The 13,465-nt window shown below is 70.5% G+C and carries 14 protein-coding genes and 1 pseudogene; 10 read left to right on the top strand and 5 right to left on the bottom strand.

Annotated features, from left to right (window positions below):
- Positions 1–61 precede the first annotated feature (61 nt).
- Entirely contained in the window at positions 62–460 is a 399-nt protein-coding gene (locus tag DI272_RS28790) for a DUF4307 domain-containing protein (protein ID WP_109498123.1), read from the top strand.
- A 168-nt stretch (positions 461–628) separates the two neighbouring features.
- Positions 629–1,129, top strand: coding sequence for a transcription elongation factor GreA (gene greA, locus DI272_RS28785; RefSeq protein ID WP_109498122.1), 501 nt, complete (start codon positions 629–631; stop codon positions 1,127–1,129).
- Between the two features lie 71 nt (positions 1,130–1,200).
- Here the strand turns inward: greA and DI272_RS28780 are convergent, their stop codons facing one another.
- The 3 genes from DI272_RS28780 to ilvA form a co-directional block, all read right to left on the bottom strand.
- Positions 1,201–2,058, bottom strand: a complete 858-nt coding sequence (locus tag DI272_RS28780) for an ABC transporter permease (RefSeq protein ID WP_109498121.1) — start codon at positions 2,056–2,058, stop codon at positions 1,201–1,203.
- Positions 2,055–3,080 carry an ATP-binding cassette domain-containing protein gene (locus DI272_RS28775; protein ID WP_109498120.1) on the bottom strand — a complete coding sequence of 342 codons (1,026 nt, stop codon included), beginning with the start codon at positions 3,078–3,080 and terminating at the stop codon, positions 2,055–2,057. Before DI272_RS28775 ends, DI272_RS28780 begins: the two co-directional genes overlap by 4 nt.
- Before the next feature lie 248 nt (positions 3,081–3,328).
- The gene (gene ilvA / locus DI272_RS28770; RefSeq protein WP_109498119.1) at positions 3,329–4,567 is read right to left on the bottom strand and encodes a threonine ammonia-lyase; all 1,239 of its coding nucleotides are present in this window, start codon (positions 4,565–4,567) and stop codon (positions 3,329–3,331) included.
- A gap of 163 nt (positions 4,568–4,730) precedes the next feature.
- On the opposite strand from ilvA, the gene DI272_RS28765 reads away from it, so the two are divergent.
- The 3 genes from DI272_RS28765 to DI272_RS28755 all read left to right on the top strand — a co-directional run bounded on the left by DI272_RS28765 (position 4,731) and on the right by DI272_RS28755 (position 6,472).
- The gene (locus DI272_RS28765; RefSeq protein ID WP_181387340.1) at positions 4,731–5,237 is read left to right on the top strand and encodes a MarR family winged helix-turn-helix transcriptional regulator; all 507 of its coding nucleotides are present in this window, start codon (positions 4,731–4,733) and stop codon (positions 5,235–5,237) included.
- A gap of 425 nt (positions 5,238–5,662) precedes the next feature.
- On the top strand, positions 5,663–6,166 hold the full coding sequence (locus DI272_RS28760) for a sigma factor-like helix-turn-helix DNA-binding protein (protein ID WP_109498117.1): 504 nt from the start codon (positions 5,663–5,665) through the stop codon (positions 6,164–6,166).
- Between the two features lie 57 nt (positions 6,167–6,223).
- The gene (locus DI272_RS28755) at positions 6,224–6,472 is read left to right on the top strand and encodes a hypothetical protein (protein WP_109501087.1); all 249 of its coding nucleotides are present in this window, start codon (positions 6,224–6,226) and stop codon (positions 6,470–6,472) included.
- Between the two features lie 81 nt (positions 6,473–6,553).
- Here DI272_RS28755 and DI272_RS28750 read toward each other — a convergent pair whose 3' ends face one another.
- Positions 6,554–7,711 carry a cystathionine gamma-synthase gene (locus tag DI272_RS28750; RefSeq protein WP_109498116.1) on the bottom strand — a complete coding sequence of 386 codons (1,158 nt, stop codon included), beginning with the start codon at positions 7,709–7,711 and terminating at the stop codon, positions 6,554–6,556.
- 424 nt (positions 7,712–8,135) lie between these two features.
- Between DI272_RS28750 and DI272_RS28745 the strand changes: the two genes are divergently transcribed.
- The 4 genes and pseudogenes from DI272_RS28745 to DI272_RS45550 all read left to right on the top strand — a co-directional run.
- A complete protein-coding gene (locus tag DI272_RS28745) occupies positions 8,136–9,254 on the top strand; it encodes a hypothetical protein (protein WP_109498115.1) in 1,119 nt (372 codons plus the stop codon).
- A 179-nt stretch (positions 9,255–9,433) separates the two neighbouring features.
- On the top strand, positions 9,434–10,105 hold the full coding sequence (gene msrA / locus DI272_RS28740) for a peptide-methionine (S)-S-oxide reductase MsrA (protein ID WP_109501086.1): 672 nt from the start codon (positions 9,434–9,436) through the stop codon (positions 10,103–10,105).
- A gap of 6 nt (positions 10,106–10,111) precedes the next feature.
- Positions 10,112–10,882 (top strand): hypothetical protein, encoded by a 771-nt coding sequence (locus DI272_RS46040; protein WP_309221674.1) that lies wholly within the window; start codon positions 10,112–10,114, stop codon positions 10,880–10,882.
- A gap of 66 nt (positions 10,883–10,948) precedes the next feature.
- Positions 10,949–11,044 (top strand): annotated as a pseudogene (locus tag DI272_RS45550) (peptide-methionine (S)-S-oxide reductase); the annotation flags it as partial.
- Between the two features lie 465 nt (positions 11,045–11,509).
- Here DI272_RS45550 and DI272_RS28715 read toward each other — a convergent pair.
- Positions 11,510–12,412: a hypothetical protein gene (locus DI272_RS28715; protein WP_258314707.1), complete on the bottom strand. Its 903-nt coding sequence runs from the start codon at positions 12,410–12,412 to the stop codon at positions 11,510–11,512.
- 340 nt (positions 12,413–12,752) lie between these two features.
- On the opposite strand from DI272_RS28715, the gene DI272_RS28710 reads away from it, so the two are divergent.
- The gene (locus DI272_RS28710; protein WP_109498113.1) at positions 12,753–13,325 is read left to right on the top strand and encodes a DUF4291 domain-containing protein; all 573 of its coding nucleotides are present in this window, start codon (positions 12,753–12,755) and stop codon (positions 13,323–13,325) included.
- Positions 13,326–13,465: the final 140 nt, after the last annotated feature.

Genomic DNA, 13,465 nt, shown 5'->3' with positions numbered 1-13,465 from the left:
GAATAATTCCGGGGTCCGGGTGCGGCCCCGTTTCTGCCCGGTTTCTGCCGAGAGGACGATCATGAGCGCGTCGACCACGCGACTGCCCGAGGGCCGTTACGGCCGCTCCTCGGACGAACGCGCCGACCACAAGCTCAAGATCGCCGGTGCCGTCCTCGGGGCCCTGCTGCTCGCGATGGTGGGCTACTTCGCCTGGCACTACGTCGGTCAGAACAAGATCAGCGCCGAGGTGATCACCTTCGAGCCGGGCAAGGACTCGGTACAGGTGCACCTGGAGGTCCGCAAGGACGCCGGCGCCAGCGGCTACTGCACGGTCCGCTCCCAGGCGGAGAACGGCTCCGAGGTCGGCCGGGCCGACTTCCGCTTCTCCGGGGACGCCACGCGCATCGACAAGGTCGTCACGCTCCGTACCACGTCGCCGGGCACCACCGCCGAGCTGCTGGGTTGCCACGCCGACTGAGGTCATCCGTATTACGTACTGGCTGACCTGCGTCGACGTGATTCTGATGGCTTATGTCCTCCCCCTTCAGCCGTTGAATTGTTAGGCTCGTGGTTTCGCCCTTCCGTGAAGGAACATTCTTCTGGGTAGGGCGATGCTTTGTATTCCCAGTACCTACGAGGAGCACCTGTGACCCAGACCAGCGAAGACGTCACCTGGCTTACGCAGGAGGCGTACACCAAGCTCAAGGAGGAGCTGGCGTACCTGTCTGGTCCCGCGCGCGAGGAAGTCACCGCGAAGATCGCGGCCGCGCGCGAGGAGGGCGACCTGCGCGAGAACGGCGGGTACCACGCGGCCAAGGAAGAGCAGGGCAAGCAGGAGCTCCGCATCCGCCAGCTGACCCAGCTCCTGGAGAAGGCCAAGGTCGGCGAGGCTCCGGCGTCCGCCGACGGCGCGGTGGCGCCCGGCATGGTCGTCACGATCGCCTTCGACGGCGACGAGGACGACACGATGACCTTCCTGCTCGCCTCCCGCGAATACGCCAGCTCCGACATCGAGACCTACTCACCGCAGTCCCCGCTGGGCTCCGGCGTGATCGGCCACAAGGTCGGCGAGGACGCGGAGTACGAGCTGCCCAACGGCAAGAAGGCCTCCGTGACGATCCTCAAGGCGGAGCCCTACAGCGGCTGAGACCTCGATCTCCGGCAGCCGAGACCTGTTTCTGACGGCCCCCGGTGTCCCTCGGGACCCCGGGGGTCTTGTCATGCTGTCGCCGAGCGGTACTTCCGGACCGCCAGCGTCCTGAACACGACGATGATCAGGAGCGAGTAGATCAGCGAGGCCCATACCGGGTGCTGCATCGGCCATGCCTCGGAGGGCGAGACCCCGGGGTTGCCGAACAGCTCCCGGCAGGCCTGGACCGTGGCGCTGAACGGGTTCCAGTCGGCGACATGGCGCAGCCACGGCGTCATGTGGCTGGTGTCCACGAACGCGTTCGAGATGAACGTGACCGGGAAGAGCCAGATCAGCCCGCTGGAGGTGGCCGCCTCGGGGGTGCGGACGGACATGCCGATCAGGGCGCCGATCCAGGTGAACGCGTACCCGAGCAGGAGCAGCAGCCCGAAGGCGCCCAGCACCTTGCCCACGTTGGTGTCCGCGTCCGATCCGACGCGCCAGCCCACCAGCAGGGCGACCACCGCGAGGACTATCAGGGTGAGCGCGGTCTGGACGAGGTCGGCGAAGGTACGCCCGGTGAGCACCGCGCCCCTGGCCATGGGCAGCGAGCGGAACCGGTCGATGAGCCCCTTGTGCATGTCGTCGGCGATGCCCGCGCCGGAACTGGCGGTGGCGAACGTGACGGTCTGCGCGAAGATGCCGGCCATCAGGAAGTTCTTGTAGTCGACGGCGCTGGTGCTGCCGCCGATCTGCATGGAGCCGCCGAAGACGTAGGTGAACAGCACCACGAACATGATGGGCTGGATGAGCCCATAGATGATCATCTCGGGAATCCGCGACATGCGGATCAGATTGCGTTTCGCGACGACCATGGAGTCCCGGACGGACTGGCTGACCGGGTTGGTGGCCGGTGCGATGCGTGCGGTGTCGGTGACGGCACTCATTTCCTGACGGCCTCCTTGCCGGTCTTGGCGGCCTTCTTGGCGCTCTCGCCGCCGCCCCCGTCGTCGCTCTCCGCGTCCTTCTCCTCGGCCACGTGGCCGGTCAGGGAGAGGAACACGTCGTCGAGGGTGGGGCGGCGCAGTCCGATGTCGTCTATCTCGATGCCGCGGGTGTCGAGTTCGCGGATGACCTCGGCGAGCAGCTTGGCGCCGCCGGTGACGGGGACGGTGAGCTTGCGGGTGTGCTCCTCGACCGTGGTGTCCCCCTTGCCGAAGCCGCGCAGGACCTCGGAGGCGGTCGCGATGTCCTCGCGCTCGTGGACGACGACCTCGACGCGCTCGCCGCCGGTGCGGGCCTTGAGCTGGTCGGAGGTGCCCTGGGCGATGACATGGCCGTGGTCGACGACGGCGATGTCATGGGCGAGGTGGTCGGCCTCCTCGAGGTACTGCGTGGTCAGCAGCAGGGTCGTACCGCCGGAGACGAGTCGCTTGATGACGTCCCACAGCAGCTGGCGGTTGCGCGGGTCGAGGCCGGTCGTCGGTTCGTCCATGAACATCACGGGCGGGGAGACGACCAGGGCGGCGGCGAGGTCGAGGCGGCGGCGCATACCTCCGGAGTAGGTCTTGGTGGGGCGGTCGGCGGCGTCCGCGAGGTCGAACTGCTCCAGGAGCTCGGCCGCGCGGGTCTTCGCCGCCTTCGCCTTCATCTGGTAGAGCCGGCCGACCATCTGGAGGTTCTCGCGGCCGGTCAGATACTCGTCGACCGCCGCGAACTGGCCGGACAGCCCGATGTTGCGGCGCACGGCGTCGGGGTGCTTGAGGACGTCGATGCCGGCGACGACCGCCTTGCCGCGGTCGGGGCGCAGCAGGGTCGTCAGACAACGGACGGTCGTCGTCTTGCCCGCGCCGTTCGGCCCGAGCAGGCCCAGGACGGTGCCTTCCGGCACGTCGAGGTCGACGCCGTCCAGAGCCCTTACGTCGCCGAAGGTCTTCACCAGGCCTTCGGCGTAGATGGCGCCTGGCATATGAGTCTCCACGTCGTCGGGGATTCTTCGAAAAGCCTAGGTTTGTGCGGGTTCCGCCGCGCGTTCTTTTTTGACGCCGGGCGGGGATTCGGGATACGAGACACACCATAACGCGATGTATCGCGAGTCTCAACGGACTTTCCCGAAAGGGTGAATCCGAGCCGCTGACCTCGGTCGATGGCCCTGACCGTCCGCCTCGATCGACCGCCTCGATCGATGACCTCGATCGATGATCTCGATCGACGGCTTCAGTCGATGACCGTGTAACCCGCGTCCCGCAGGGCTCGGCCGACCTCGGCGCAGTGCTCAGGACCCTTGGTCTCCAGGTGCAGCTCGACCTCCGCCTCCGTGAGCCCGAGCCGTGGGTCGGTCCGTACGTGGCTCACATCGAGGACGTTAGCGTCGACCACTGACAACACCCCGAGGAGCGTGGCGAGGGCGCCCGGACGGTCGGTCAGCCGCAGCCGTACGGCCAGGTAGCGGCCCTGCGCGGCCATGCCGTGGCGCAGGACGCGCTGCAACAGGACCGGGTCGACGTTGCCGCCGGACAGCACCGCGACGACCGGCCCCTCGAAGGCGCCGGGGTCGCTCAGCAGCGCCGCGACGGGGCTCGCGCCGGCCGGCTCGACGACCAGCTTGGCCCGCTCCAGGCTCAGCAGCAGCGCCGCGGACAGTTCGTCCTCCGTGACCGTGCGCACCTCGTCGACCAGCTCGCCCACGATCGCGAACGGCACGTCGCCCGGCCGCCCGACCTTCATGCCGTCGGCCATCGTCGCCGGGTTCTCGATCGACACCGGGCGCCCGGCCGCCAGCGAGGGCGGATACGCGGCCGCGCCCGCCGCCTGCACGCCCACGATCCGCACATCGGGCCGGAGCGACTTCACCGCGACCGCGACCCCGGCCGCGAGACCGCCGCCGCCGATCCCGAGCACGATCGTGCGCACCTCCGGGCACTGCTCCAGGATCTCCAGGCCGACCGTGCCCTGGCCCGCGATGATGTCCGGGTGGTCGAAGGGGTGGATGAAGACCGCGCCCGTCCGCTCCGCGTACTCCTGCGCGGCGGCCAGCGTCTCGTCGACCACCTGCCCGTGCAGCCTCACCTCGGCGCCGTACTCCCGGGTCGCGCTGATCTTGGGCAGCGGGGCACCCTTGGGCATGAACACCGTCGACCGCACGCCCAGCAGGGACGAGGCCAGCGCCACGCCCTGCGCGTGGTTGCCCGCGCTCGCGGCGACGACCCCGGCGGCCCGCTCCTCGGGCAGCAGCCCGGCGATCCTCACGTACGCGCCACGGAGCTTGAACGACCCGGTCCGCTGGAGGTTCTCGCACTTGAAGTGCACCGGTGAGCCGACCGACTGGGAGAGGTGGCGGCTGCCCTCCATGGCCGTCACCCGCGCCACGCCCGTGAGCATCTTCTGGGCGCCGCGCACGTCGTCGAGAGTGACGGACCGCAGGGAGTGCAAGGAGTCAGCCGTGCCATAGCTCATGACACAAGCATCGCAGTTCACAGGCGGGAGCGGCCGCTGTGACCAACCTCCGAGACCGGATTGCGCAGCGCCGGTACGACCCGCCTTCCGGCCGCGTACCCTGTCCCCCAACCCAGCACCCCTTATCTGAAGTGAGCCCCCGGCCATGCCCACAACACCTGAAATGTCGATGGACATGACGACCGTCGGTGACACCGGTCTCCTCGACACGCTGCAGCACGAGGTGGCGGTCTTCGCCCGCCGTGCGGAACAGACCCGACTCGGCGGGGTCGGGCAGGTGCGCAACTCCATGGACCGCGCCGCATACCTGCTGCTCAACCGCCTCGACAACGAAGGCCCGATGGGCGTCAAGGCGCTCGCCGCGAGCATGGGCATCGACTCGTCGACGGTCACCCGGCAGGTGGCGCCGCTCGTGGACACCGGGCTCGTCAAGCGCACCTCGCACCCGGAGGACGGGCGCGCGGTGGTGCTCCAGTTGTCCCCGCGCGGGCTGTCGCGGCTGGAGGAAGTGCGCTCGTCGAGGCGTCAGTTGATGGCCGAGCTGACCCACGACTGGGCGCCGGAGGAGCGCGAGGCCTTCTGCACGCTCCTCACACGCTTCAACACCGCGCTCTCCTCCCGGATGGCGGCCCAGGGCCTGTCGGGGGCGGAATCACCGTCGACGTCCTGAGGACCGGCGCGACCGGCGCGACCGGCGTGACCGGGCTGACCGGCACGCGCGCGTGAGCGGCGGGTGGCGGGGGCGGGTGGCAGTGGCGAGTGGCGGTAGGCGGGACTGATGCCGCGCGCCTGGTGGTGCCCGGTGGCGGTGCGCGCGCCTGGTAGTGCGCGGGTGCGGCTCGCGGCGGGGCGTGCGCGGGGCAGGTGTGCGCCGGCGCGTCGGGGTGGTGCGTGGGTCTGTGGAGTGGGCACGCTCCGGATCGAGCGCCGCGCACGCGGCCTTGGCCGAACGGCGCGCGACTCTTGACCGAAAGGCCACCCCTGGCCTCATATGAGACCGGGTCCCGAGTCGTACAGGGTTGCGTGTTCCGTAACAGCCCGTACGCGCCCCGGGGCCGGGTTCCCTCGTACGGTCGGCCTGAGGCGGGAGGCGCGGTGCGACAACGGCATGCGTCCCAAGACGCCCGCCGAGCCCGGGAGTTCAAGGCGTTCGTCGCGGGCGCGGCCGGGCGGCTGCTGCATGCCGCGACGCTGCTCACGGCGGAGGCTCCGGACGACAACCCGCGCGCGCGGCGCCTGCTGACACTGTCGCTGGCGCACACGTACGCGTGCTGGGACGGACTGCACGGCGAGGACCCGTACGACCGCACCCGCCAGTACCTGGCGACCCGCTTCGCCCGCGGCGCGTGGCACCAGTACGGCGGCCTGCTGGGCACCCGTCCCCATCCCGCCAGCCCGCTGGCCGGCCTGGCCCCGCAGGAGCGGCTGGTCCTCGTCCTCAGGCTCTACGAGGGGGTCGCCGAGGAACAGACGGCGGCACTTCTCGGCCTGCCGACGGAACGCGTCCACACGATCTGCGACCGGGCCACGGCGACATTGCTGCACCCACCACGGGGCCCGGCCCCGGCGGTGGGCGGAGCGAAGGTGGCGGCGTCATGAGGGGTCGCGGCCGTGGGGCCCTCGGCGGAGCAGCCGCATGACTGGAAGGGGACGGCCGTGAACCGGCCCGAGCGTGAGGCCGCCGTGCGGCGGGTCATGGAGCGGGTGCCGCCGCCGGTGCCGCCGGAGCTGCACGCCGAGGTGGTGCGCCGTGGCACCCGCATGCTGCGCCGCCGGCGGGCGGCCCGCCGCGTGATGTGGTTCCTGCTGTTCGCGGCGAGCATCGCCTTCGTCGTCTGGGCGGTGATGGCCCGCCCCTGGGTGGAGCCGCCGTCGGAGACGACCCCACCGCTGACCGGCTGGTGAGCCGCCGGCCGGTGAGCCGCCGGCCGGTGAGCCGTTGACTGACGAGGCCGGCTGACGACGCCGGCTGACGAGGCCGGTCGGCTAGCGCTCCAGGGCCTGCTGCAGGTCCTCCAGCAGGTCGTCGACGTTCTCGATGCCCACGGAGAGGCGCACCAGGTCTGCGGGCACCTCCAGGGCGCTGCCCGCGGCGGACGCGTGCGTCATCCGGCCGGGGTGCTCGATGAGCGACTCGACGCCACCGAGGGACTCGCCCAGCGTGAAGACCTTGGCGCGGTTGCAGACCTCGACGGCCGCCTCCTCGCCGCCCTCGACCCGGAAGGAGACCATGCCGCCGAACGCCCGCATCTGCTTGGCGGCGACCTCGTGCCCGGGGTGGTCCTCCAGGCCCGGGTAGAGAACCTTCGTCACGCGCGCGTGCCGGGTCAGCATGTCGGCGACCTTGGTGGCGTTCTCGCTGTGCCGGTCCATGCGCACCGACAGCGTCTTGGTGCCGCGCAGCACCAGCCAGGAGTCGAAGGGGCCGGCGACCGCGCCCATCGCGTTCTGGTGGTACGCGAGTTCCTCGCCGAGCGCCTCGTCACCGACGATGAGCGCACCGCCGACGACGTCGGAGTGGCCGCCCATGTACTTGGTCAGGGAGTGCACCACGACGTCGGCGCCGAGCGACAGCGGCTGCTGGAGGTACGGCGTGGCGAAGGTGTTGTCGACGACGAGCTTCGCGCCCGCGTCCCGGGCGACCTGCGCGACGGCGGCGATGTCGGTGATGCCGAGCAGCGGGTTGGAGGGGGTCTCCACCCACACGACCTTGGTCTTCGGGGTGATGGCGGCCCGAACGGCGGCGGGGTCGCTGGTGTCGGCGACCGACCACTCCACGCCCCACCGGGCGACGACCTTGGCGAAGAGGCGGAAGGTGCCGCCGTACGCGTCGTTGGGGATGACCACGTGGTCGCCCGGGCTGAGCAGCGTACGCAGCAGGCAGTCCTCGGCCGCCAGTCCGGACGCGAACGCGAGACCCCGGCGGCCGCCTTCGAGGGCGGCGAGGTTCTCCTCCAGGGCGGTGCGGGTGGGGTTGGCGCTGCGGCTGTACTCGTAGCCGCCGCGCAGGCCGCCGACGCCGTCCTGCTTGTAGGTGGAGACCTGGTAGATCGGCGGGACGACCGCGCCCGTGAGGGGATCAGCGGTGTTGCCCGCGTGGATCGCGAGGGTCTCGAAATGCTGACTGATGTGCCTGTCGCTCATGAGCCCCGAGCGTAGTCCGCATCGTGGACCGATGTCGGCGCCGAGACTGTCCCCGGCCGCCGGCCCGCCTCGGTCGGCCACCGGCACGGGGTATCCACCTCCGCCGGTACGGGTGTCCACCTCCGCCGGTACGGGTGTCCACGGCCGTCGGTACGGGTGTCCACGGCCGTCGGTACTGGTTACCCACGACCGTCGCACGGGTTGCCCACGACCGTCGGCACGGGTTGCCCACGCGCATCTCCCCCGCCCCACGGCGGGTTCGTCCACCGGCGGGGAACTGCGCGACGGGCCGGTTCGTCCACAGGGGGAGAGCCCGCCACAGACGGGGTCCGTCCACAGGCCGGGGACCCCGCCGAAGGCCAGTCCGTCCACAGGCCGGGGACCGGGTTGGCCAATTGTCGGCGGTGTCTGGAACGCTTGTGCCATGGAGATTCTCTGGGCCCTGATGGCGGTGGTCATGCTGGGCTTCGTGCTGCTTCCGGTCCTGCGGCGCAGGCGGGGCATGATCGAGCAGGTCTCGCCGGGCCACCCCGACGCCGCGGACCCCGCGGACTACGGCTTCGTACGGCAGGAGGAGCTGGACGTCCGGATGCCCGGCCCCGACCAGGACCTGCTGGACGTTCTGGACCTGGTGCAGCGCACCCAGGACTACCGCGCGGCCTCCCAGCTGCTCGCCGGCACCGAGACGGCGGGCGAGCTGCGATGGCAGCGCGTGCAGGCCTTCGCGGGGGCGGCCTCCCTCGAGCTGGCGCAGCGGCCGGGCGGGGTGAGCGAGACGCCGGGCGGGCAGTGGCTGCGGGTGTGGCGGGCCGAGGCGCCGAAGGACGCGGGCGGCGCGGCCGTGCACGCGGAGTTCCTGGTGCAGCAGGCGTGGCGGACGGCGACGCCGGGGACGGACGACTTCCGGATCATCATGGAGGAGGCGAAGGCGGCGTGCGCCGAGGCGGCGCTGCTGGCTCCCGGTGATCCGATCCCGTACATCGTCGAGCTGTCGGTGGCGCGGGGGCTCGCGTACCCGCGCGAGGAGTTCGAGCAGCTCTGGCTGAAGATCCTGGACCGCGCGCCGGCGCACATGGGTGCGCACCTGGCGGCGCTGCACTACTGGTGCGAGAAGTGGCACGGCTCGCGTGAGCTGGCGATGTCCTTCGCGGAGGCGGCGGCCGCGCGGGCGCCCCAGGGCTCGCTCCTGTCGGCGATGCCGCTGTTCGCGGTCTTCGAGCATCTGCCCGAGGTCAACCTGGTCGCCGGCTTCTATCAGAGCGAGGTCGTCACGAAGGCGATGCACGGCGCCCTGCACGCCGTGCACTCGGCCCGCGCGGACGACCCGATGCTGGCGCACGTCCGGCACATGCTGGTGTTCTTCCTGGTGCGCGGCGAGCGCTGGGCCGAGGCCATGAACCAGCTCGTCCACATCGACGGCCATGTGGGCGCCCTGCCGTGGACCCTGTCCCCCGACCCGGCGGCCGAGTTCGCGGTCTACCGGGCGCTGGCGGTGGCGGGCTACGAGGCGAACGGCGGCAGCCCGGCGACGCTGCCGCACTGAGGGCTGCTGCCGGAATGCGGGAGGGCTGCCCCGGCGTTGCCACCCTTGCCGCCCGCCCCGCCCCCACAGCCTGCCCTCCCTGGGGCCCGGCCCGAGGTGGTCGGGCGGTAGGCATCGGGCGGTGGGGCCGTCCGACGCCCACCGCCCGGACGACGACGCGAGAAGGAGCCGCCACGATGCTGCTGTCCGGCCGTACGCCTGTCCTGCCCACCGCCGAGCAGGCGCTGAAGGGCCGCCCGGAGCCGATCTTCACGGTCCCCGACCGCCACACCGTCCTCGGCACCCCGCTCCTCGGCCCCTACCCCGAGGGCCTGGAGATCGCCGACTTCGGCCTGGGCTGCTTCTGGGGCGCCGAGCGCGCGTTCTGGCGACTCCCGGCCGGTGTGTACACGACCCTGGTCGGCTACCAGGGCGGCCACACCGAGAACCCCACGTACGAGGAGGTCTGCTCGGGCCTCACCGGCCACGCCGAAATGGTCCGCGTGGTCTTCGACCCGGCCGTCATCTCCTACGACCGCCTCCTGAAGACCTTATGGGAATCCCACAACCCCACCCAGGGCTTCCGCCAGGGCAACGACGTGGGCACCCAGTACCGCTCGGCGATCCACACCCATACCCCCGCCCAGGCCCAGACGGCACAGTCGTCCCGCGAGACCTACCAGAAGGCCCTGACACGCACGGGCCACGGCACGATCACCACGGAAATCCTCCCGGCGGAGACCCGCCCGTTCTACGCGGCCGAGGGATATCACCAGCAGTACCTTTCAGGCAGCAAAAACCCGGACGGGTACTGCGGGCTGGGCGGGACCGGGGTGTCGTGCCCGATCGGCGTGGCCAAGGCCGACGGCTGAGCACCGATGACCGACGCCGAGACGCTTGGACGCCTGCTCGCCGCTCTCGGCGCAGAGGACCCGCAGGGCTGGGCCGAGTCGGAGGTCGAGGAGGGCCTTCCTCAATTGGCTCGGTACCGGCTCCTGCGTGCCTTGTCCCAGGACATCGAGGGCTGGGACACCGCTTCGATCGACTCCCTTCGCGCCGGAATGAATGCGGAGGGAGCCCACCACACCGATCCCGTGTCGGAAGCAGCGTGGATCGCCCGCGCCGTCGCCCGGGAAACCGCCTTCGGCATCCTCTACCGGCTGGCGGACCCGGACAGCGACGACCTGCCCACCGACCTCCGGCAGCAGCTGCCCGGATGGGTCCTCATGGAGACCACGTCCGCCGGCGAGCCGACGCATCGGGTGCTGGATGCCTTGCATGAGGACCTCGACACCATGGCCCCCTCGGCCGAGGCGCCTCGCAGCAGGACCGTCGCGGAGGGGTGGATCCGGGAATCCAACCTCCGTGCCTTCTGCGAGTCGCTCGCAGCGGAAGTGGCCTACGACTTCGACGACAGCGACTGGCTGGCCATCGACATGGCCCTCCCCCACACCGACGACGAACAGCCACCCTCGGCCTGGTACACCTACCCTCTCGTCGGACGCACCCGCCTAGACCTCCACGTCGCTCGATCCGTAGGCGGCAGCAAGGTATCGGTGAGCGTCCAGGGGACGGTGGACAGCCGCAGCCGAATCCGCGTCGAACTACTCCTGGACGTCATGGCGCGCTACGCGGTCGCACTTGAATGAGCTCCAGCAGGACAGGGCAACTCAATAGACAGCACTGATCACAGGTACTTGAGTAGGCACTTTTCCCACCAGCAGTACCTCGACAAAAACCCGGCAGGGTATTGCGGGTTGGGCGGCACCGGTGTCTCTTGCCCGGTCGGTGTGGCCAAGGCGGAGGGCTGAGGTTCTGCCTCCTGATGTTTCGGCAACGCGCAGCGGCCTGCTGACTGGAACTGCCCCGGTCAGCCGTGCCCTGCGCTCCCAGATCGCACGAGCGCAAGTATCGGGCTAGTGATCTGGTGACCGTCAGACCGTCAGACCGACAAGCGCCTGGCGGTCCAGGTCATCTATCGGCAGGACCGTTGCGGTCCGCTCAAGAGCCTGGATCTGTGGTTTCTCGTCCATCGCGAAGACGACGGCATTGACCGGCGGAGCGAGGTAGTCGTACGCGCCAGCGGCGCACGGTATCTCCGTCGCTCGGCCTCCGACAACCCGACAGGTTCCAGCCGGGTATCGCCCATCCACGCGGCACAGCGCGAGCGCGCTGCCCGCCGCAGCAGCACGCCGCAATCTGAAAGAGGGGACGCCTCATGTGGCGACCCACGACCTCAACACCAGATCACTGGTACGTCCTGCGAGGCGCCGTCCCTAGCGCATCAGCAGTCCCTGCATCCCCAGCCCGTAGTGCACGCGCAGCCGGTGCAGTTCCCACAGGCCCACCGCCGTGACGGAGATCGGGGCGCCCAGGATGAACACGTACCGGATCACCGTCGGCACGCCCTCGTGGGCGCCGGTGAAGATGTCGATCAGTGCCATCTCCCACGCCAACGCCATGATCAGCAGCGGCGGCACCGTCTCGTGGATGTCCGCGGTGCGGAACACGTGCTGGACGGCGAGTCCCACGCCCCAGACGACGAACGGCGTCACCCAGAAGAGGACGAAGAGGGTGAGCGCGAGGATGAGGCCCTTCGTCACGGTGAAGTGGCCCTCCACGAGGGGTTCCTGGCCCTCGAAGAACCCTGAGAGCACGATGATCGGGAAGACGGAGGCCGCCGCCATCATGGCCACGATCGCGCCGAAGCACCGCCCTGCCCGGCGCAGCAGGTCCCGTCGCGCGGCCGGAGCGGCCAGGCCGTACAGGACGCCGACGACGACCGGGAGGGTCACCGCCAGCACGAGGGCGCTGGTCCACGACTTGTCGACCTGCTCGTCCGCCGCATCGCTGAGCTTGGGGGCGATCTTGTAGGAGTAAGACATCCACAGGAACGCGCCCACGCCGACCAGGGTCCTGATCTTCCGCATCCGCGCCACCTCAGGGTCCGAGACGATGCCCGGCCGTGACGGGGTGAAGACCCTGCGCGCGGTGTGGATGGGGCCGATCCGCCGCCGCAGCCGGGTGATCGGCCCGCCCGGCGGCGGCACCGGCGGCCCCGGGTAGGGCGGCTGGGGCTGTGGCGGCACGTAGGGCTGGGGCGGATAGGGCTGAGGTGGCTGCGGCTGGTAGGGCTGCGGCCCCTGGGGCGACTGTCCGCCCGGGTTCCAGTTGCTCATGGTTCGTCCCCCGATATGCGAGTGTGCGCCGCGATGGGCGCGATCGCCGAGTGTATTGAGCACACAGGGTCCGCGCAGCCCTCGCCCCGGGTCGTGCACCGAACGGCCACAACTCCCGCTACAGCGAGCTGCGGGCCGCCGGCTTCTCGCCCTCCGGCCGTACCCTCGCCGTCGCCACGAGCAGCGGCCTCACCCTCTGGACCCGCGCCGGCGCCACCTGACAGCTCCGCCCGACCGCCCCGCCGCCCGCCCGACCACCCGCCCCACCGCCCGGCCACCCCACATCACCGAGCGGAAAATCAGTGGTCTCCACTCGTCCGCCGACCGCACGCTGTACGCCATGGAAACACCGCAACACCAGATCCGCGCCGTCCACACCGACTCCACCATCACCGTCTACCAGGCCTACTCCCCCGCGCTCGGCCTCCCCGCCGCCCGTGACGGCCGTTTTCCCGCCGCCTGGAAACGCGACCGCATGACATGGATCAAGCCCAGTTTCACCTGGATGATGTACCGCTGCGGATGGGGCACCAAGGAGGGTCAGGAGACCGTTCTCGCCGTGGAGATCACCCGCGACGGCTTCGAGTGGGCGCTGCGGAACTCCTGCCTGTCGAGCTACGAGCGCGGTGTGCACCCCGACCTGGCCACCTGGCAGCGGGAGTTGAAGCGGTCGCCGGCCCGCGTGCAGTGGGACCCCGAGCGGGATCTGCGGTTGCGGCCGCTGCCGTACCGCTCCCTGCAACTCGGCCTCTCCGGCGAGGCCTCGCGGCGCTACGCCGACGAGTGGACGGTGTCCATCCGTGATGTGACCCCGCTCGCCCGTGAGATCCACGCACTGGTCGGCAGCGGTGACCTCGACGCCGCCGCCCGGCTACTGCCGCCGGAGCGCCCCTACCCCGCTCCGCAGGGGTGACCGGCGGGCGGGAAGCGCGCTCAAGGTCACCCAGCGGGACTCCGCCCCAGGACACAAACCGGGGCTTCGCACTCAGCCGGCCCAGCAAGTGGGACGGGTTCAGGGCCTGTTGAAGACTCGGCTGAGGCGCGACGCGAACC

This window comes from Streptomyces sp. Act143, assembly GCF_003143935.1.
In the GTDB taxonomy this organism is placed as follows: Bacteria; Actinomycetota; Actinomycetes; order Streptomycetales; family Streptomycetaceae; genus Streptomyces.
Note: the sequence above shows the minus strand (reverse complement) of the source record. Positions and strands in the feature narration are given on the sequence as shown.